15 protein-coding genes and 2 pseudogenes are annotated in these 19,383 nt (G+C 65.1%); 4 read left to right on the top strand and 13 right to left on the bottom strand.

All coding sequences use genetic code 11. The features are described from left to right. Positions 1 to 22: 22 nt before the first annotated feature. Positions 23 to 463, bottom strand: coding sequence for a type II secretion system major pseudopilin GspG (gene gspG, locus BM252_RS08965; RefSeq protein ID WP_093386458.1), 441 nt, complete (start codon positions 461 to 463; stop codon positions 23 to 25). A 430-nt stretch (positions 464 to 893) separates the two neighbouring features. Between gspG and BM252_RS08960 the strand changes: the two genes are divergently transcribed. Further along, positions 894 to 1,616: an NF038120 family PEP-CTERM protein gene (locus BM252_RS08960; protein WP_217429888.1), complete on the top strand. Its 723-nt coding sequence runs from the start codon at positions 894 to 896 to the stop codon at positions 1,614 to 1,616. Between the two features lie 48 nt (positions 1,617 to 1,664). Then, positions 1,665 to 4,802 carry a S8 family peptidase gene (locus BM252_RS08955; RefSeq protein ID WP_093386453.1) on the top strand — a complete coding sequence of 1,046 codons (3,138 nt, stop codon included), beginning with the start codon at positions 1,665 to 1,667 and terminating at the stop codon, positions 4,800 to 4,802. 139 nt (positions 4,803 to 4,941) lie between these two features. Here the strand turns inward: BM252_RS08955 and BM252_RS08950 are convergent, their stop codons facing one another. From BM252_RS08950 to BM252_RS08920, 7 genes are all read right to left on the bottom strand, one after another. Then, positions 4,942 to 5,727 (bottom strand): LuxR C-terminal-related transcriptional regulator, encoded by a 786-nt coding sequence (locus BM252_RS08950; RefSeq protein ID WP_093386451.1) that lies wholly within the window; start codon positions 5,725 to 5,727, stop codon positions 4,942 to 4,944. A 2-nt stretch (positions 5,728 to 5,729) separates the two neighbouring features. Continuing rightward, the gene (phoB, locus tag BM252_RS08945; RefSeq protein WP_093386448.1) at positions 5,730 to 6,461 is read right to left on the bottom strand and encodes a phosphate regulon transcriptional regulator PhoB; all 732 of its coding nucleotides are present in this window, start codon (positions 6,459 to 6,461) and stop codon (positions 5,730 to 5,732) included. Between the two features lie 219 nt (positions 6,462 to 6,680). Then, a complete protein-coding gene (locus BM252_RS08940) occupies positions 6,681 to 7,334 on the bottom strand; it encodes an NF038129 family PEP-CTERM protein (protein WP_245774164.1) in 654 nt (217 codons plus the stop codon). A 6-nt stretch (positions 7,335 to 7,340) separates the two neighbouring features. Next, positions 7,341 to 10,349: an ExeM/NucH family extracellular endonuclease gene (locus BM252_RS08935; RefSeq protein ID WP_093386446.1), complete on the bottom strand. Its 3,009-nt coding sequence runs from the start codon at positions 10,347 to 10,349 to the stop codon at positions 7,341 to 7,343. 259 nt (positions 10,350 to 10,608) lie between these two features. Next, positions 10,609 to 11,148 (bottom strand): FxDxF family PEP-CTERM protein, encoded by a 540-nt coding sequence (locus BM252_RS08930; protein WP_093386443.1) that lies wholly within the window; start codon positions 11,146 to 11,148, stop codon positions 10,609 to 10,611. A gap of 443 nt (positions 11,149 to 11,591) precedes the next feature. Next, positions 11,592 to 12,527: an EDSAP-1 family PEP-CTERM protein gene (locus BM252_RS31615; RefSeq protein WP_245774163.1), complete on the bottom strand. Its 936-nt coding sequence runs from the start codon at positions 12,525 to 12,527 to the stop codon at positions 11,592 to 11,594. Positions 12,528 to 12,599: 72 nt separating this feature from the next. Continuing rightward, a complete protein-coding gene (locus BM252_RS08920; RefSeq protein ID WP_093386438.1) occupies positions 12,600 to 13,547 on the bottom strand; it encodes an EDSAP-1 family PEP-CTERM protein in 948 nt (315 codons plus the stop codon). Positions 13,548 to 13,994: 447 nt separating this feature from the next. On the opposite strand from BM252_RS08920, the gene BM252_RS32105 reads away from it, so the two are divergent. Both BM252_RS32105 and BM252_RS08910 read left to right on the top strand, forming a co-directional pair. Next, a complete protein-coding gene (locus tag BM252_RS32105) occupies positions 13,995 to 14,597 on the top strand; it encodes a hypothetical protein (protein WP_139236360.1) in 603 nt (200 codons plus the stop codon). Positions 14,598 to 14,612: 15 nt separating this feature from the next. Then, entirely contained in the window at positions 14,613 to 15,086 is a 474-nt protein-coding gene (locus BM252_RS08910) for an ATP-binding protein (RefSeq protein WP_093386433.1), read from the top strand. Positions 15,087 to 15,117: 31 nt separating this feature from the next. On the opposite strand, the pseudogene BM252_RS08905 reads toward BM252_RS08910, so the two are convergent. The 5 genes and pseudogenes from BM252_RS08905 to BM252_RS08885 form a co-directional block, all read right to left on the bottom strand. Then, positions 15,118 to 15,411, bottom strand: a pseudogene (locus tag BM252_RS08905) (IS110 family transposase); the annotation flags it as partial. A gap of 246 nt (positions 15,412 to 15,657) precedes the next feature. Beyond that, positions 15,658 to 16,596: an EDSAP-1 family PEP-CTERM protein gene (locus BM252_RS08900; protein WP_093386430.1), complete on the bottom strand. Its 939-nt coding sequence runs from the start codon at positions 16,594 to 16,596 to the stop codon at positions 15,658 to 15,660. Positions 16,597 to 16,678: 82 nt separating this feature from the next. Beyond that, positions 16,679 to 17,614: an EDSAP-1 family PEP-CTERM protein gene (locus tag BM252_RS08895; protein WP_093386428.1), complete on the bottom strand. Its 936-nt coding sequence runs from the start codon at positions 17,612 to 17,614 to the stop codon at positions 16,679 to 16,681. A gap of 609 nt (positions 17,615 to 18,223) precedes the next feature. Beyond that, positions 18,224 to 18,457: pseudogene (locus BM252_RS08890) on the bottom strand (group II intron reverse transcriptase/maturase); the annotation flags it as partial. 326 nt (positions 18,458 to 18,783) lie between these two features. Continuing rightward, the gene (locus BM252_RS08885) at positions 18,784 to 19,362 is read right to left on the bottom strand and encodes an FxDxF family PEP-CTERM protein (RefSeq protein ID WP_093386423.1); all 579 of its coding nucleotides are present in this window, start codon (positions 19,360 to 19,362) and stop codon (positions 18,784 to 18,786) included. Positions 19,363 to 19,383 lie beyond the last annotated feature (21 nt).

The following is a 19,383-nucleotide window of genomic DNA, read 5'->3' as shown; positions in this document are numbered from 1 at the left end:
GATCGCAATGGGGCGGCGCGGATTATTGCGAGCTGATGTCGGCGTCCTCGCCGGTGCCGTTCGGCTTGCCGTCGCGGCCCAGCGAGAGGATTTCGAACTCGGCCTTGCTGCCGGGCGCCTTGTACTGGTAGGCGTGGCCCCACGGATCGGGCGGCACGCTCTTTTTCATGTACGGGCCGTTCCACTTGGCGCCGGCCGTGGCGGGCGCCACCTGCAGCGCGGCCAGGCCCTCCTCGGTGCTCGGATAGCGGCCGACGTCGAGGCGGAAGGTGTCGAGCGACTTCTCGAAGGCCTCGATCTGCGCCTTGGCGATGGTCACCTCGGACTTGCCCAACTGGGCGAAGTACTTCGGCCCGACATAGGCGGCCAGCAGGCCGATGATGACGATCACCACCAGCAATTCAAGCAGGGTGAAGCCGGCGGCGCGCGGCCCCATGCTGCGGTGTTTCTGTGCCACTTGCATCCTACCGACTCCTTGTTCAAGCTGGCGCGCTGCCATAGGTAAAGCACGCCGCGAGGGGCGGCGTGCGCGTGGTCGAGAGGCTACCACGCGGTTTGCGGTTACAACAACATTTTCTTTCAAGCCCGGCCGCTGATCCGTGCTCCGGTAGCTTACCGCAAGCCACTGGCGGCGTTTGATTTTTTTCAACAATGTAGTATTTTTCGCACAGCCGGGTCCGCTCCGCCCATCCCCCTCTCCCGTAGCGCGGACGAAATTTGCTTTGGAAATGACACACTCAATGCAAATATTAAACGTTAAATCTTTTGCCATTTTATTATTCAGATTGCTACACTTATTGACAACCATGACAGCGTTCTGGTTGAAAGGGCAAGCCGCCGCGAGGCGGCCATATCGACAGCATCGGGATGTCACCATCAAAAAAGGTAGAATTATGAAACGCACTTTGCAGCAACTGCTCCGCCGCACCGTGTTGGCCGCCGCCAGCCTGGCGGCGCTGCCGGCCGCGCAGGCCGCCGTGATCGACTTCGAGAACCTGGGCGTGGGCGGGGTCGGCCACAACGAATTCCTCCAGCAGGCCGGCTTCGACCTGGCCGGCTACTCCGCCGCCTCCGACGCCCTCGACGGCGACCTGGTCGGCACCATCAACGACGGCAGCGACCCGGGCAGTTGCTTCAACCTGATGTGCCCGTCCAGCGCCAGCCACTACTACGCCGGCCTCAACGACGGCGTGCTGGAGATCACCCGCAGCGTGCCGCAGCAGACCTTCCGCCTGCACTCGTTCGACGCCAGCTTCATCGGCGCCACGGTGGGCGGCGTCTACCCGGCCGTCGCCGGCCTGCTGCGCATCCAGGGCAACTTCGCCGACGGCAGCTACGTCTACGAGGACTACCAGCTGGCCGGCCCCGGCGCCAACGGCTTCGCCTTCGGCCACTACACCACCAGCGCCGCCTTCGGCGCCAAGCAGTTCAGCTCGATCGACCTGTTCGCCTTCACCTGCAACGCCGGCGGCAACTGCAACGCCTTCCAGACCAACAAAGGCCAGTTCGCCCTCGACAACCTGAACGTCTCCGCCGTGCCCGAACCGTCGAGCTGGCTGATGCTGGGCGCCGGCCTGCTCGGCCTGGCCGCCGTCCGCCGCCGCCGCGCCGCCTAAGCCGCGCCGCGCCCCCACCGACCTCCCCGCCCGACAAGGAAACCATCCATGAAACTCCGTCCCGTCCGCGCAGCGGTGCTGCTGCTGTTGTCCGGCATGGCGCTGTGCGCCCATGCCGAGCAAGCCCGCCGCCCCTACATCATCCAACTGGCCGACCAACCGGTCGCCTCCTACACCGGCGGCGTCGTCGGCCTGAAGGCGACCCAGCCGGGCGCCGGCCAGCGCCTCAACCTGGCCGCCGCCGACGTCCAGCTGTACAGCGACTACCTGGGCCAGAAGCAGAGCGCCGTCAAGGCCGTGGTGGCCGCCGCGCCCATCCTGTACGACTACAAGGTGGTGCTCAACGGCTTCGCCGCCCTGCTCACCGACAGCGAGGCGCAGCAACTGAAGGCCAACAGCGCCGTCGCCAGCGTGGTGGCCGACACGCCGCGCGCGCTGCAGACCAGCTACACCCCGAGCTTCCTCGGCCTGGACCAGCCAGGCGGCCTGTGGAGCCAACTGGGCGGCAAGGAACACGCCGGCGAAAACGTCGTCATCGGCATCATCGACGGCGGCGTCTGGCCGGAAAACCCGGCCTACGCCGACCGCGTCGACGGCAACGGCACGCCGACCTTCGACAACAGCGGCACGCTGGCCTATACCGCGCCGCTGAACTGGCACGGCGCCTGCGACAGCGGCGAGGGCTTCGGCCCGGCCAACTGCAACAACAAGCTGATCGGCGCGCGCTTCTTCGACGCCGCCTTCCTCTCCACCGGCCGCAGCCGCCACTGGTCGGACTTCGCCTCGCCGCGCGACTCGCTGGGCGACGGCGTCGGCGAGGGCGGCCACGGCACCCACACCTCGACCACCGCCGGCGGCAACAACGGCGTCGCCACCCTGGTCCACGGCATTCCGATGGGCAAGGCCTCGGGCATGGCACCGCGCGCCCGCGTGGCGATGTACAAGGTGTGCTGGTCGTACGACGACGCCACCAAGGCCACCGGCGCCAAGAACAGCTGCTGGGGCGGCGACAGCGTGGCGGCGATCGAGCGCGCCGTGCTCGACGGCGCGCACGTGCTCAACTACTCGATCGGTGGCAGCGACACCATCAACGACCCGGTCGAGCAGGCCTTCCTGCACGCCGCCAACGCCGGCGTGTTCGTCGCCGCCTCGGCCGGCAACGACGGCCCGGCCAACACCGTCTCGCACCTGAGCCCATGGCTGACCACGGTGGCCGCCTCGACCCACAACCGGCTGATGAAGGCCACCCTGTCGCTGGGCAACGGCGCCAGCTACACCGGCGCCTCGCTCAACACCAGCGCGCTGCCGGCCAAGCCCATCGTCCGCTCCGAGGACGCCGGCCTGGCCGGCGCCGGCGCCGACGCGCTGCGCCTGTGCTACAGCGCCGCCTGGAACGGCGGCGCGCCGGCGCTCGACCCGGCCAAGGTGGCCGGCAAGGTGGTCACCTGCGTGCGCGGCACCAACGACCGGGTCGACAAGAGCCTGGCCGTGCTGCAGGCCGGCGGCGTCGGCATGGTGCTGGTCGACAACGGCGCCGGCCTGGTCGCCGAGGTCCACTCGGTGCCCACCGTCCACCTCAGCAGCGCCGACGGCGCCGCCGTCAAGGCCTACGCCGCGGCGCCCGCCGCCAGCGCCGCGCTGGGCGTGTTCAGCATCGGCATCGGCGCCACGCCGGCGCCGGTGGTGGCCGCCTTCTCCTCGCGCGGGCCGAACCTGTTCGACGCCAACGTGCTCAAGCCCGACCTCGCCGCCCCCGGCGTCGAGATCCTGGCCGGCCTGTCGCCCAAACTGACGCCGGCGCAGAAGGCCGACGTCATCAACGGCACGCTGGTGCCGCCGCCCAACTGGGGCCTGTACCAGGGCACCTCGATGGCCAGCCCGCACGTGGCCGGCGTCGCCGCCCTGCTGCGCCAGCAACACCCCACCTGGTCGCCGGCCGCCATCAAGTCGGCGCTGATGACCTCGGGCAGCATGACCTTCCCCGACGGCCTGGCCGGCATGGAACGGGGCGTGCTGCCCTGGGGCCAGGGCGCCGGCCACCTCAACCCGAACGGCGCGGCCGATCCCGGCCTGGTGTACGACGCCGGCCAGGCCGACTTCAAGAAATACATGTGCGGCGCCGGCATGGCGGGCGAATGCGGCAGCGGCAGCATCGCCGGCTACAACCTGAACCTGGCCTCGATCACCGTCGGCAACGTGCTCGGCACGGCGGTGGTCAACCGCGCCGTCACCAACGTCGGCGCCAGCGCCGCCACCTACAACGCCAGCATCAGCGTGCCCGGCTACAACGCCGTGGTGGCGCCGAACAGCCTGACCCTGGCGCCCGGCCAGACCAAGGCCTTCACGGTGTCGCTGAGCCGCAACGGCGCGCCGGACAACGTCTGGCAGTACGGCAAGCTGAGCTGGACCGACGGCAGCCACGTCGTCAACAGCCCGGTCACCGCGCGCAGCGGCAAGCCGCTCAGCGCGCCGGCCCTGGTGGGCAGCGACCGCGCCAGTGGCAGCCGCACGCTGAGCATCACCAGCGGCTTCGCCGGCCGCCTCGGCCTGGCCAGCGGCGGCCTGAAGGCGGTCAACCGCAGCGCCCTGCTCAACGTCGCCCAGGCCGCCAGCGGCTCGGTCGACACGCTCGAGCAGATCGCCGACGCCTGCAACGCCGCCGGCAGCGGCGTCCACGTCCAGCCGTTCAGCGTGCCGGCGCAGGCCGTGGTCGCCGCCTTCGAGACCTTCAACCGCGACACCGGCAGCAACGGCGGCGACGACCTCGACATGGCGCTGCTGTCGGCCGGCGGCGAGATCGTCGCCTCCAGCCTGCACGGCGGCTCGAACGAGGCCATCGTCTTGGCCAACCCGCCGGCCGGCAACTACAAGCTGTGCGTGATCGGCTATGCCGCCGCCAACGGGACGTCGACCGACTTCACGCTGTCGTCGGCGGTGGTCGGCCGCGCCGACGTGGGCGGCAACCTGAAGGCGATGGGTCCGGGCAAGGTCTACTCGGGCGGCACCGCCTCGGTCAACCTCAGTTGGAGCGGCCTGGCCGCCGGCCAGCGCTACTATGGCGGCGTGCAGTACATCGACCCGGCCAACACGCTGCTCGACACCACGGTATTGCTGGTGCAAACCAACAACGCCTTGCCGCTGCCGCCGGCCGTGGCCCGCAGCGCGCCTAGCGACCAGGGCAAGTAGGCTGCAGGAATCCCGGTGCCGCGAATGCACGGCGCCGGGAGCAGCCCAATGCGCCAAACCAGGGTCAGACCCTAGGGTCTGACCCTCGATACTCGCCGCCGGCCCTTGCCTTCGGCCGCCGCCAAAAAAGGCGGCGCGCTCAGGCGGCGCGGGCGATGGCCGGCGGCGCCGGCGCCAACAGGCGCAGCGCCATGCAGCGGGCGATCGCATGGGTGCGGTTGCTGACGCCCAGCACGCGGTACAGCCGCTGCAGATGGTTCTTCACCGTCAGGCCGCTGATGCCGAGGATCTGGCCGATCTCGTCGTTGCTCTTGCCCTCCCTCACCCAGTACAGGATCTGCACCTCGCGCCCGCTGAGCGGACGCGGGCCGGCGTCGGCCGGCGCGGCGGCGCAGCGGGCCAGCCGCTGCAAGCTCAGATGCAAGGTCGGCAGCAACAGCTCGAGGAAATAGGCGTCGCGCCCGCGCAAGCGGTGCGGCAGGCCGAACAGGGCGAAGAAGCTGGCGCCGCCGGCCAGTTGCTCGGTGCCGTGCAGCAGCACGTTGTCGAAGCCGAGCCGGCGCGCCTCCTCCTGCAGCGCCGCCAAGCCGGCGTCCGGCGCCGGCCGCGCCGCGTCGAGCATGGCCGGCAGCACCGCGCCCTGGCGGCAGTGGCGCGCCAGGCGCACAGCCAAGCTGTCCTCGGCGCCGGTCAGGCGAGCGCGCAGCGCAGCGTCGAACACCCGGCTGTGCAGGCAGCTGTGGTAGCTCAAGCGCTGCTCGGCGTCGAACTGCAGGCACACCAACATCTGGTGCGGCAGCAGGGCCTGCAACTGGCCCTGGCTCCACAGGAAGAACTGGCGCGGCTCGGCGATGCGCACGGCCGCCTCCAGCGCGTGCAGCAGGTGCTCCTGCTCCAGGGTGCTCAGAATAATCAGTTGTTCCATGGTCAGCAGCGCGCCCCGCCGGCGCCGGCGCGGCCCCAGGCGACGAAGCGGTAGCCGCTGCCGCGCACGGTTTCGATGTGCTCCTGGTGGCCGCTGGGCTGCAGCGCGCTGCGCAGCCGGCCGACATGGGTGTCGACGGTGCGCTCGTCGAGCGCGGCGTCGCAGCCCCACACCTGGTCGAGCAGCTGGGCGCGGCTGTAGACCCGCTCCGGATGGTGCATGAGGAAGTTGAGCAGCTTGAACTCGAGCCGCCCCAGCGCCAGCTGGCGCGCGCCGGCCGTCACCCGCAAGGTGGCCGGATCGAGCCGCAGGCCGGCCATCTGCAGCGTGTCGGCCGCCGCGTCCGGCTGGCGCCGGCGCAGCAGCGCGTGCATGCGGGCCAGCAACTCGCGCGGACTGAAGGGCTTGGTCAAATAGTCGTCGGCGCCGCTTTCCAGCGCCAGGATCTTGTCCTGCTCGGCGGCGCGCGCCGTCACCATGATGATCGGCAACTGGCGCGTGCGCGCCTGCGCGCGCAGGCGGCGCAGCAGCGCCAGGCCGGACTGGCCGGGCAGCTCCCAGTCGAGCAGCAACAGGTCCGGCAGGGCCTGCTCGAGCAACAGCAAGGCGCTCTCGGCGCTGGCGGCGGCGCTGGCGCGGTGGCCCGCCATGGCCAGGTTTTGCGCGATCAATTCTTGCACGGCCGGCTCGCCGTCGACGACGAGAACCAGTGCGCTGGCGGTAGAGGCTGGCATCCGGGCGATTCCTATAACGTTGGTGGCATTTTTAACTATGCATCAACGTTATTTGTATGACTAATATGATTTTATTAAGCCATTTAGAGCTTGCCGATATAAATCCCCATGCCGGCGGCGACGGCGAAAAAAAACACCGCCCTCCACGCGGGAAAGGCGGTGTTCATGGCCGCCGCACCGGCGCCGCGAGGGCGCACGGCACGGCCGGCGTCAAGCCATTCAGGCCGCTGGCAGCGCGGCCTTGTTGCGGCGGCGCACGGCGCCACCCAGCATGGCCAGGCCGGCGCCCAACATCAGCCAGCTCGACGGTTCCGGCACGGCGCTGACGCTGACGTTGGCGCCGTCCAGGTAGCCGGTGCTGACGCTGCCCTTGCCGCCGGCCACGGCCGACGGCGTCCAGTCCAAGCGCAGCAGGCTGCCGTCGGCGGCCGCGTTGCCCAGCTGGGTGACCTTGTCGGCGCCGTACAGCGAGACGCTGAAGGCCGACTGGATCGTGTTGAACGAGGGATCGGCCAGGCCGCTGAAGGTGACGTCGAAGCTGACCTTGCCGCGCACGGCGTGGAACAGGTCGTTCCACGAGGTGGTGTTGGCGAAGTGGAAGCCGCTGGCCGCCGAGCCGGTGACGTCGCCGATCAGTTCGGGCGCCAGGCTGGCGTCGAAGCCGCTCAGGTGCGACAGGCTGACCTCGGCCAGCACGACGCCGTTCATGTTGCCTGGATTGAACTGCAGGTCGATCCAGCTCAGCGGGCCGAAGCCGCTGGTGTCGAGCTCGACGTGCAGCACGTCGGCCGAGGCGGCGCCGGCCAGGGCGGACAGGGCCAGCGCCAGCAGGCTGCGGCGCAGGGTCAGGGAGGTGGTGTGTGCGAACATCATGTTTCCTTAGAATTTACCGCTGAAGACGGTGGTGGTGTAGCCGATATTGGCGCTGCCGCTGCGGCTGAAGCTCAGCGGCAGGGTCAGGGTGGCGCCGGGTGCCAGGGTGGCCGCGTCGATGCTGATGTAGGGCGCGCCGTTGTGGCTGCCGCTGGCGTTGGCCAGGGTGACGCCGGCGGCCAGGCCGTCGAACCGCACCTGGAACGGGCCGCTCAAGGCGCTCGCGCCGCTGTTGCTGATGCTCAACTTGCCGCTGAACTTGCCAGTGGCGCGGTTGAACACCAGCGCCGAGGCGCTGGTGCGCAGCGACGCGGTGACGTCGCTGTAGGCCGGCTGCAGGTTCAGGCTGACCACCACGGGGTCGTGGTCGGAGGCGCGGTAAGGCAAGGCGTTGTACAGGTCCTGCGGCTTGCCGTCGGTGTTGTAGTCGATCACGGTCGGCTCGTCGGCGTTGATGTGCCACTCGGTGGCGTCGACCACCTGGCGGTCCAGCGCGGCGCTGGCCAGGGCGTGGTCGAGGTAGCCGCTCTCGCTGTCGAACACGTAGGAGTAAGGCAGGGCCTTCGGCCGCACGTGGCGCTCGAGCTGGTTGACGAAGCCGGCCTTGGTGACGGCGTCGATCGGGTCCTCGAAGCCGTGGGCGTTGAAGTCGCCGATCAGCAGCACGTCCGGGTCGCCGGCGGCGGCGGCCACCTGCGGCACAAAGCTGTTGACCAGGCGCTTGGCCTGCAACACGCGGGTGGCGTTCCAGCAAGCCTGGCCGTCCTTCTGGTCGGCGTCGGCCCCGCTGGCCGTGGTGCAACCGCCCTTCGACTTCAGGTGGTTGACGACGATGGAGAACTTCTCGCCGTTGCCGGCGCGGAAGGTCTGCGCCATCGGCGGACGGTTGTTGACGGCGTCGCCGTCGGCCAGCGCGCCGCCCACCAGGCTCAGCTTGGCCGGCTTGTAGATCATCGCGACGCGGATCGCGTCGGTGCCGGTGTTGGCCGGCTTGGGCACCACGGCGTAGGTCGGCAGGCCGCCGATGGCCGCGTTGAGCGCGTCGACCAGGTAGGTGACCGAGTAGTCGCCCTTGTTCTGGATCTCCATCAAGCCGTAGACGTCGGCGTCGATGCCCTTCAGCTCGTTGACGATCTTGTCGCGCTGGCGGATGAACTCGGCCAGGTTGTCGGCGCCGCGGCAGTTCGACTTGCTGACGCTGCTGCCCAGGGCGCAACCCTGGCCGGTCGCGCCGGTCACGTCGCTGCCGTTGGTGAAGGTGGTGAAGAAGTTCAGCACGTTGGCGCTGGCCACCTTGACGTTGCCGGCGGCCAGTTCGGGATGGGCCGTGCGCGGATTGTCGCGGGTGATCTGCGGCGCCTCGCTCGGCTGCAGCTTGAAGGCGGCGCCGCCGCCGCCGATGGCGCCGAAGTCGACCACGCCGGTCAGGTTGGAGACCAGGTCGCCGGCGCGCACCGTGCTGTCGGCGCCGATGTAGGGGATGGTGCTCGGCGTGACGAAGATGCCGTCGTCGAGGACGATCAGGTCGCGCTCGTTGGCGGCGGCCAAGGCCAGCATTTCCGGCGTGCCGGGACGGTAGCGGTTGGTCGGCACCTCGAGGCGGCCGGACGACAGGCTCAGCTCGCCACGGGCGCCGAGGAAGGCGGTCTGCGCGATGGTCAGCGGACGCACGAAGCGCACCAGCATGCCCTCGAGCTGGCCCAGGTCGGCGTGCGGCAGCTCGACGTTGGTCGGCACGACCTGGTGGCCGCTGCTCTGCACCAGCACCGAAGTGACATCCTTCAGTTCGGTGTAGGAGCGCGTCGCGCCGCTCGGCTTGTATTCGAACACGGTGCCGCTGACGCGCACCTTGTCGCCGACGTTGGCGGCGAACGCCGCCGCGCCGGTGTAGACGAAGATACCGTCCGAGCTGGTCGGGTCGCCGTCGCCGTTGGCGTCCTGGATGAAGAAGCCGCCGCCCACCTTCAGCGTGACTACGCCCTCGGTGGTCTGCGTGGTGCCTGCGTAGGGGCTGCTGGCGCCGCTGCCCTGGATCTGCGGAATCGTGTGGCTCAGGCCGGCGGCGGCCTGCACCGTCACGGCGACGTCACAGCTGACGCTTTGCGACTGGTTGTTGCCGAACAGGATGGTCAGCGGATAGCTGCCCACCGCCACGTTGGCGGCCACCTGCAGGCTGGCGCTGGCGCTGCCGCCGGCCGAGGAGGCGGCGATGAAGTTGACCAGGCTGATGCCCGGCACGGCGCCGGCGCTGATGCTGGCGCTGTTGACGATGCCGTCGGCGTCGCTGGCGCCGAGCACGGCCGAACCGCCGCTGCCGGCGGCCAGTTGCAGCGCCGCCGGGCAGGCGGCGACGATCGGTGGCGCCGACGGCGCGCCGCAGGCGTGCAGCGGCGAGCTGCTGTTGCGCGGCGTCGGCGCCAGCACGGCGAAGTCGGCCTGGTTGTTGTCCGTGTCGGCGCAGCCGTCGGCGTTGCGCAGGGCCGCCGTGGCGTTGCTCAGCAACGGTGTCGGCGCGCCCTCGAAACCGTTGGCGCCGCCGAAGCCGACCAGGTCCTTGACCGTGGCCCCGCTCGGGTTGGTTCCGCTGAAGGCGGTGTTGACGCTGGCCAGCAGCACCTTGCCGGCGGTACCGCTCATGGCGATCGAGGCGCTGGCGTCCGGTGTCGGCAAGGCGGTGCTGCCGCCGGTGCCGGCGGCCTGCTGCACCAGCAGGTATTGGCCGGGTTGCAGGGTGATGTTCGGCAAGGCGGTCTTCTGCCAGCTGGCGCCGTTGGCGCTGGCGTACTGCACGCTCCAGCCGTTGACGTTGACGGCCACGCCGCCACGGTTGAACAGCTCGATGAAGTCATTCTTGTAGGTGGCGCCGTTGTTGCCGCCGCCGCCGTAGACCTGGCTGATGACCACGTCGGATGCCAGCGCCGGGGCGCACAGGCCGGCCAGCAGGGCCGCCATCACGGTCAGGCGACCGGGCGTCGCCACACTGCGGGCGGTGTTCGGGGAAAGGGTGTTTTTCATGTTGCGTCCTGATCGTCTAGTGGGTGCTCGTGCACGGCGCGGCGGCCGCTGCGGCTCGCGTTTGTTAACAAAATGAATTCAAACTTGCAATTTGCATATTAACGGGCACGAATGACGACTTGATGACAGGGCTTTAGTCCGAACGGACTAAGCAGGGAGCGGCAAACCGATGGTCGGGGCCGGCAAAAAAACGGCCCGGCGGCACCAAGGTGCCACCGGGCCAAGCGCCGGGCTAGCGTAATGCTGCGCCCCTTACCGCCTACGCCGCCTTGATGGCGCCGCGCCGGCGCGCCAGATAGCCAACCAGGCCCAGGCCGGCCAACAACATGCCGTAGGTCTCGGGTTCCGGCACCGGCGTCACCGTCAACGTGCCGGCGTAGCTGGATGGCGACGCCGACAGCAGCTCGCCCTTGACCAGCAGATAGTAGCTGTCGGCCGCCAGATGGCTGGTCGCCAGCGTCCACAAGTCGACCTGGCCGTCCAGCACCTGGGTGCCGCCCAGCGACATGTTGGCCGAGTTGTACAGCCACAGGCCGCTGATCTTGATGTCGTCGAGCATGGTCGGGCTGAAGGCCGAGACCAACGAACCCAAATTGCTGAAACTGCTGGTGGTGAAGTTGTAACGGTCGGAGAAGGTGTCGCCGATGCCGCCCGCGAAGGAGTGGCCGAAGTAGTTGGTACCCGCCGTCAAGGTGATGGTCTGCGCCGCTTGGCTGACGTCGGCCGCCTGCGCGGCGACGGGTGCCAGGGTGGCGCCGGCCAAGGTGAGCACCGCCAGCATGGAGTGGATTTTTTTCATGTTGCCCCCAAAAAAAATATGGTCGGGGCCGTTGACGGCCCCTGATTGATGGAATACTGCCCAACAATCCTAGCATGGCGAAAATGAAAAGATTAACACTGCAGGAGCGTGGAATTTCCCTGTGGATATATCCTAAAAGCATGATTTCACTGCGCTGACGCGGCCAGTTGGATCACTCATAGGAGAGCTCCACCAAGGTGCGGGCGAATGGTTCCGCCGAGCAACCGGCGTAGGATATGTCTTACATCAAGAGGAGAAAAATGCGGAGGTGGTAGCAATGGAAAAACGACATCCGGCATTGCGCCTGCGAAAAAAAGCATCCGAAAAGTGCGGGAAGTTTCCAACAGTCTCTTTCAGTCGATTCTCTGGAGATACCGTTGGAAACCATCGGCACTTGGCGGGAATGGCTCGCGAGAAGCTCACCACTGCCGCCTCGCTTCGCGTCAGACCGCCAAGGCCGTTCGCGACCGCCTTCTCAGGAACGCCAGTAAGCCAATGCCGGCGCCTAGCATCGCGGCGCCAGATGGCTCGGGAACCGCCGATATCCTCGCGTAGCTGCCCGCCACTTGGGTGATTGACAGTACGTACTCGTCCGACGTATTGAGCAAAGCCGAGGTAACGCTGAACCACTTCGCTGCAGGGTCCTTCACGACGATCCCAAACTCGGGGTCGTTCCCAAAGTTGATCTCGTCAGGGGCGTAGGAAAAAACTGTGGCACCAGTCGTCCTATTTGTCAGTGTCGCCTCGAACTTCACTTGCGACTCCATGTGCTCCCGCTCGTACCAGTCGGGACTGTAGCCATACACGTTGGAATAGGCGTCCGCGTCGAACGACAGAGTAAGGCGGTTCTCAGAGGCGAGCTTGAACTTCATTTGCAGGTTTACCGAACTCACGCCGCCGTAGTATCCATCTTCGTACTGGATCTGGGCGTCACCGCGCGTATCGATGCTCAGCGCCGATGGCAAGTTGCCAATGAGATCCCCCTTGATCCTCTGATCGGCATGGAGGTAATCATAGCCCCGGCCGAAGCCATATCCATCGAGACCAAATGGTTGGAAATAGTTAGAAAAAACCAAGGCGCAATCGTTGCGTACCGGCTGCTGGCACAGAGTCGGCAGGTCGACGTTACCCAAGCTGGGCAAGTAATATCCAACACCGGCTTGTTGCTCCGGCGTACCAGTGTACAGAATGGAACTGGCGGCATTACTAGTGGCTAACGCCGAGAACGCGGCGCGCGTGTACGCTGCGCCAACCGAATCACTCAGCCTCAGGTTGCTGACACGGAGCAGCGTCTCCGCCGACCCTCTGGCATGGGCGCCAGTCGAGATGCAAAGGACAACGACGGCTGTCAGCGCGCCCCGAAAGATATTTTTGTTCATGGTTTCCTTAAGTACGTAGAGCAGCCACATGCCATTCGCTGCGGAGGTGGATTACCGCTGTGTGCAGACGCATCATCGGCATCCCAGCGCGGCCGACTTGTGCGAGCGCCTTCTCAGGAAGGCCAGCAGCCCGATCCCGGCGCCCAGCATGGCAACGCCAGACGGCTCGGGAACCGCCGTGGCGGAGGCAAAAGTGGCAGTTAACTGCGTGAACGAGAACGCATACTCGTCCGACGTGTTGAGCAAGGATGAACTGACGGAGAACGATTTCGCCGCCGGATCCATCACCGAGTCGCCGTGCCACGGCGCATTCAGAAAATTCAACTCGTCTGGAGCAAAGGAAAAAATCTGCGCGCCAGTCGTGGTGTTGACAAGCCTTGCTTCGAACTTCACTTGCGACGCCGCGCGATCAAAGAAATGCACCCCGCTGCCATTGTTGCTCACCTTGCTGAAGGCGTCCGCATCGAACGACAAGGTGAGGCGATCGGCCGAAGCGAGCTTGAACGTCATGTCGAATTGAACCAAACTCGAGCCGCCGTAATACCCATTGCCCCCATTTGTGGCGGCATCACCACGCGTATCGATGCTCATTGGAGTTGCCGGGCTAATGATGAGGTCGCCTTTGATCAGTTGGTCGGCATAGCGGTACCCAACGCCTGGGACGAAATGGTAGCCATCGGGCGAGAAAGGCAGGAAATAGTTGGGATAGGTCGGTCCGCAAGGCACTCCACTATCAATACCGCAGTTAGTGGTTAGGTCGACGACACCAAAGTTGGTGGAGTAGGACCACTGCCCCCCCTCCCCTTGGTGGCCCGGCGAATAATGGTTGAGGTTGCTGGCGAAGGCCTTGCTCGACAATGTCGAAAACTTGGCGCTGGTATAGCGCGCACCGACCGAATCGGTCAGCTTCAGATCACTGACACGCAGAATCGATTCGCCCACGCCGTAGGCCTGCGCACTGCTCGATACACCTGACAAGACACATATGGCGAGCAAAATTCCAAGACGTGTGTTCTTCATAATTTCCTTTCGCTACGTTGAGTGGAGCGGCCTAAAAGCACGGGGCCGGGTTCGAACGTGGGCAACGCGCGGCGACCCAATCAATGTCGCCAGCCGCAGAGATAAATGGCAAATACAGCAACAAGTATAATATATAAATAATTATATAAATACATTGTTAACGACAATTATCTTGGCCGGTTCGTCACCTGAAACCGGCCCGATGCGGAAGCGAGGATTATGGTTGTTTCATTCAGCATCGCGCTGAGGGAGACGACGAGTGGCCGGCAAACGCATTGGAGGTCACCAAGTGAGCATCTACAAGAAACGCAGAACCAAGCTCGGCCAGGAAGTCGCCGCCGCCAAGGTCGGCATCAGCGTTCGGCGCGGCGGCTGGACGGCGCAGCGCGAGACGCGTGGTTGGCGCACCCCGCCGCCCCGTTCGAAGCGCTCTGGCGGAGCGCGATCGTGCCGTTGCTGGCGCCCCCGCCGGCGCTGACGGCGACCACCTTGCTCAAGGAGATGCAGGGGCGCCACCCAGAGCAGTACGACGGCGCTTTGCTGCATACGTTGCAGCGTCGGGTGCGCAGTTGGACCGCCATCCATGTCAAGGAGCGCGAGGTGTACTTCGCACAGGCGCGCCGGCCGGGCCGGTTGGGCCTGTCGGACTTCACCAACGCCGCCGTGCTGCAGGTAACGGTCGCCGGTGCCGCCTCGCTGCACCTGCTGTACCAGTTCGGGCTGGCCTATTCGGGCTGGCGCTACGTCGAGGTGGTGCTGGGCGGCGAGAGCTTCTTGGCACTGTCGTCGGGCCCGCAGAACTGCGGGTGGATGATGGACGGCGTGCCCCAGGAGCATCGCACCGACAGCTTGGCGGCGGCAGTCCAGAACAAGGACAAGCACGAGCTGCTGACCCGGCGCCTGGAGCGGGACCGGCTGGAGTCGCAGATGCTGCCAGGCAAGCTGCTGTCGAACTTCAACTTCGCCACCGCGCCGACCGTGTCGAAGACCCACCTCACCGCCCTGGTCGACGGCGACAGCTGGCTCGAGCAGGACGCCAACCTGCTGTAGTTCGGTCCGCCTGGCGTGGGCAAGAGCCATCTGCTCTGCGCCATCGGCTCCGGCCTGATCGACTACGGCTACGGGGTCCACTTCACGCGCACCAGCGACCTGGTGCAAAAGTTGCAGATCGGGCGGCGCGAGATGCGTCTACCGGCCGAGATCTCCAGGCTGGACCGCTTCGACCTCTTGATCCTGGACGACCTGAGCTATGTCCGGCGGGACCAGACAGAGACGTCCGTGCTGTTCGAGTTGGTCGCGGTGCGCTATGAAAGGAAGAGCCTGGCGCTGACGGCGAACCAGCTGTTCTCCGGGTGGGACCAGGTGTTTCCGGAACCGGCGATCACGCTCGCCGCCGTCGACCGATTGGTGCACCACTCGACCATCTTCGAACTGAACCTCGAGAGCTATCGGCGCCGCGCCGCCGCGACCGCGAGCACTACGCCGCAGCCGAGGAAAAAAGGACTAAGAAACCCTCGCTTCACCGGCCGAGATAACTGACGCCGGCTGGCCAAGATAGTTGACGCGAACCATCGCAGATCGCTTCGGCATCAGCCATGTCATTCTTGTTCGTCTTCACGTAGGGCTTGACGAACAGCGGTGCCATCAGCTTCACCGTATGCCCCCAGTTGCTGCAGCTTTCTGGCCCAGTAGTGGGCGCTGCCGCACGCCTCCATCCCGATCAGGCAGCGTTCCAGCTTGGCGAAGAATTCCGTCACCTGCTTGGTTTGAGCTGCTTCCTCTGCACCGTGTTGCCGTGGGAATCGACCCCATGGATCTGAATTACGCTTTTTGCCAAATCGGCACCAATTGTTGCAACCTTCATTTCAGGCGCCCCCTTCGGAACGTGGTTGAGTGACATCATCACTTTGACACTTAGATGCCGTTTCTGAAAGGGGGCGTCCATTCCACTACCTCAAACAGGCTAGCTGGCAGGTCCATATCCAACGTTGCGGCAATGCTAGTTGATTCATTGCCTCATGTCGAGAAAGCAGGTTAGTCGAAGCGGCCATACGCCTTTAGCACGGCCGACGGCCGGCGCGGACATCGCCGGCCGCCATTTCGCGCCGCCTCAGGCCACCGAGGCCGTCCGCGACCGCCGTCTCAGGAACGCCAGCAGGCCAATACCGGCGCCCAGCATCGCGGCGCCGGATGGCTCGGGGATCGCCGAGATCCTCGCAAAGCTTCCCGCCATCTGGGTGATCGACAGCACATAGTCGTCCGACGTATTGAGCAGGGCCGAGGTAATGCTGAACGACTTCGCTGCCGGGTCCAGCACGACCTGCCCAAACTCAGGGTCGTTGCCGAAGTTGATCTCCTCAGGGGCGTAGGAAAACACCGTGGCGCCGGTCGTCTTGTTCATCAATGTCGCCCCGAACCTTATTTGCGACTCCATGTGCTCCCGCTCGTCCCAGTTGGGACTGAAGCCGTACACATTGGAGTAGGCGTCCGCATCGAACGACAGGGTAAGGCGATTCTCCGAGGCGAGCTTGAACTTCATTTGCAGGTTTACCGAGCTCGCGCCGCCGTAATACCCCTTATCAACATAACGGATTGCGGCGTCACCACGCGTATCGATGCTCAATGTCGACGGCACGTTGCCGATGAGATCCCCCTTGATCAACTGATCGGCGTGGAGGTAATCGTAACCGGCGGGAAAGCTATATTCATCGCGGCTAAAAGGCCGGAAATAATTGGAATAGACCCTGGCACAATCGTTGCGCCGCGACTGCTGGCACAGAGTCGGCAGGTCGACGCTGCCCAAGCCGGGCAAGTAGTATCCAACGCCGATTTGTTTCTCTGGCGCACCGGTGTACAGAATGTTGCTGGTGACGTTGCTAGTGGACAAAGCCGAGAACGCGGCCCGCGTGTATGCCGCGCCAACCGAATCACTCAGTTTCAGGTTGCTAACACGAAGCAGCGTCTCCGCTACCCCACGGGCATGGGCGCCAGTCGAAAGGCACAGGGTGGCAACGGCCATCAGCGTACCGGCAATGATATGTTTGTTCATGGTTTCCTTGCGTGCGTGAAGCAGCTACTTGACGTCGGCTGCGGAGGTGGAGTGCGGCGGTGTGCAGGCGAATCGCCCGGCATCACGGCGCGGCCGGCTTGCGCGAACGCCTTCTCACGAAGGCCAGCAGCCCGATCCCGGCGCCCAGCATGGCGACGCCAGACGGCTCGGGAACAGGCGCCGTGGAGGCATAACTGGCGGTGAGTTGCGTAAACGAGAACGCGTACTCGTCCGACGTGTTGAGCAAGGATGAACTGACGGAGAACGATTTCGCCGCTGGATCCATCACAGAGTCGCCGTGCAACGGAGCGTTCAGAAAGTTCAACTCCTCAGGAGCAAAGTAAAAAATCTGTACGCCTGTCGTCTTGTTGATCAGCCTTGCCTCGAACTTCACTTGCGACGTCGCGCGATCCAAGAGACGCTCTCCGCTGCCACCGTTGCTCGCCTTGCTGAAGGCATCCGCATCGAACGACAAGGTGATGCGATCGGCCGACGCAAGCTTGAACGTCATGTCGAATTGAACCAAGCTCACGCCGCCGTAATATGCCTCGGCCCCATAGGTGGCGGCATCGCCCCGCATATCGATGTTCATCGGGGTCGCCGGCTTGTAGAGGATATCGCCCTTGATCCGCAGGTCGGTATTCCTATATCCAACTCCAGGGAGAAAATGATATCCCTGGGGGTCGAATGGTAGGAAATAGTTAAGGTAAAACGGCCCGCAATCCAAGTGGCCCGCGATGGAACAATGTTCGTATGGATCCCACCCGTCACCAAAAGTGCTCCAGCGCCACCAGTCCCCCCCGCCCACACCTGGAGACGTGGAGTTGAAGACGCTGGCGAACGCCATGCTCGACGATGACAACAATTTAGCATTAGTGTACTGGGCACCTGCCGAATCGGTCAGCTTCAGATCGCTGACACGCATAATCGATTCGCCTATGCCGTAGGCCTGCGCGCCGCTCGATATGCCAAACAAGGCACATACGGCAAGCAGAACACTGCGATGTATGTTGTTCATGATTTCCTTACGTTTCGTTGGGTGGAGCGGCCATGGACCTCTGTGCCGCAGGGGCGTGCAAGTGATGCGTTCACCGACTCGATCAGTCTCGCCGGCGATGTACCCAGTCAATTAGTGGTATAAATTGCAATAATTATAATATATAAATAGTTTTTAGAACACAATTATTTAATTGAACACAAACCCGTCCCAACTTTTGATAATGGCGCAATGGCTGCCTGCACCCGACTGTGCTATGACCGTCGCGGGCCGCAGTCGCAGTTCCGTCCAGGCACGAACCGCTCATTCCCACAACGCCACCGGCAAACGCAACTAGCCCCCCCCCTATAACTCGGCATTGGGCGAGCGGTGAATTGTTTTTGATGCCCCCCCTCCCCAGCCACACCACCGGCCATGCGAGTCCGCACCGGACGGCTCGAGTGGTTGAAGTTAAGATAGGCGAGGTACATCCAGTCGGTCGAAATAGCCGAAAGCCATTACCGTTTTCAGCAACTATCGCTATAGTCCCACCAGCGTCGGCCGCATGCCGCGCCTTATCTTGCCACCGACGGCACTGCTGCCTGCTTGAGCAATTCGCGATCACCGGGCGCCCCTTCCACCCCAGCTACCCCTGCCGAAGGGCTTCGACAAGTCGACTTCGACCACGATCCGCAAGCCGGACTGGGCGCACGCTTGGGCGGCCAACACCACGTCTTGCGCATGCCCGCCCGGACGAAAACCGTAGCTATGCTCGCTGGAAGTGGGATCAAGTATCGGTTGCAGCACGTGTGGCAGGGCCTGCTGAATTTGGCGGTCCACCACCGTCGGGATGCCGAACTCGAGTTCGCCGCCGTCGGGTTTCGGCCCAAGTAAGAGACACACTCCACCATCACTCAACCGCGCCATCTACGCCGCCGCTCCTTGGCGAGAAGAGCTTCGCGGCCCATGGCCAGCCCGTCCTGATCGGCAACGCTTTCGATACGGCTCTTGCCCATCGGCTCGTGATGCATGCTCCGTGCCGTGCCGCAAGCGGCACGTTGGCGCAATCGGCTGCCCTCATGCAGCTGCGCCTCACTTCGCTCACCGTGGTCAGCTCATGGCGCGACTTGCACCCACGGGAGGGCGCCAATACTGGGCGCGCAAAAAAAAACGGAGGCCGAAGGCCTCCGTTTTTGTTGCAGCAGAAAGACTTACGCGGCGACGGCCACTTTGCGGCGACGGCTGACCACGCCGATCAGACCCAGGCCGGCCAGCAGCATGGCGATGGTTTCTGGTTCCGGCACGGCGGCGGCGATGCCGATGTTGCCGCTGTAGCTGCCGGCGGTGGTGTCGGCGGCGTAGCCGCGCACTTGCAGCGTGTAGCTGCCGGCGTTCAGCGGCTGGGTGCTGTCGAACGACCAAGCCTGGTCGGCGGCGTCGAAGTCGACCAGGTTCTGCTGGCCGGCCAGCACCACGGCGTTATTGCTCAGCAGGTTGAAGCCGGTGATGATCAGGCCGGAGTTCGGCGCGGCGATCAGCGAGGTCACCAGGCTGGACAGGTCGTTGGCGCCCGACAGGGTGAAGGTGTAGTTGTCGATGAAGAAGTTGTTCACGGCGCCGACGTCGGCCGCGTTGCTCAGGTGGATGGTCTGGCCGAAGGCGGCCGACGACGAGCTCAGCAGGTCGGCGGTCAGGTCGACCGACGCGGCGCTCAGGTCGGTGGCGGCGTGGGCGATGCTGGAACCGGCCAGGGCCAGGGCCAGGATCAGGGATTGGGTCAATTTATGCATAGTGTCACCGAAAGTGAGGGC

The sequence above is a fragment of the Rugamonas rubra genome (assembly GCF_900114705.1).
Classification (GTDB): domain Bacteria; phylum Pseudomonadota; class Gammaproteobacteria; order Burkholderiales; family Burkholderiaceae_D; genus Rugamonas; species Rugamonas rubra.
The sequence above is the reverse complement of the archived record's forward strand: the minus strand, read 5'-3'. Positions and strand labels throughout refer to the sequence as shown.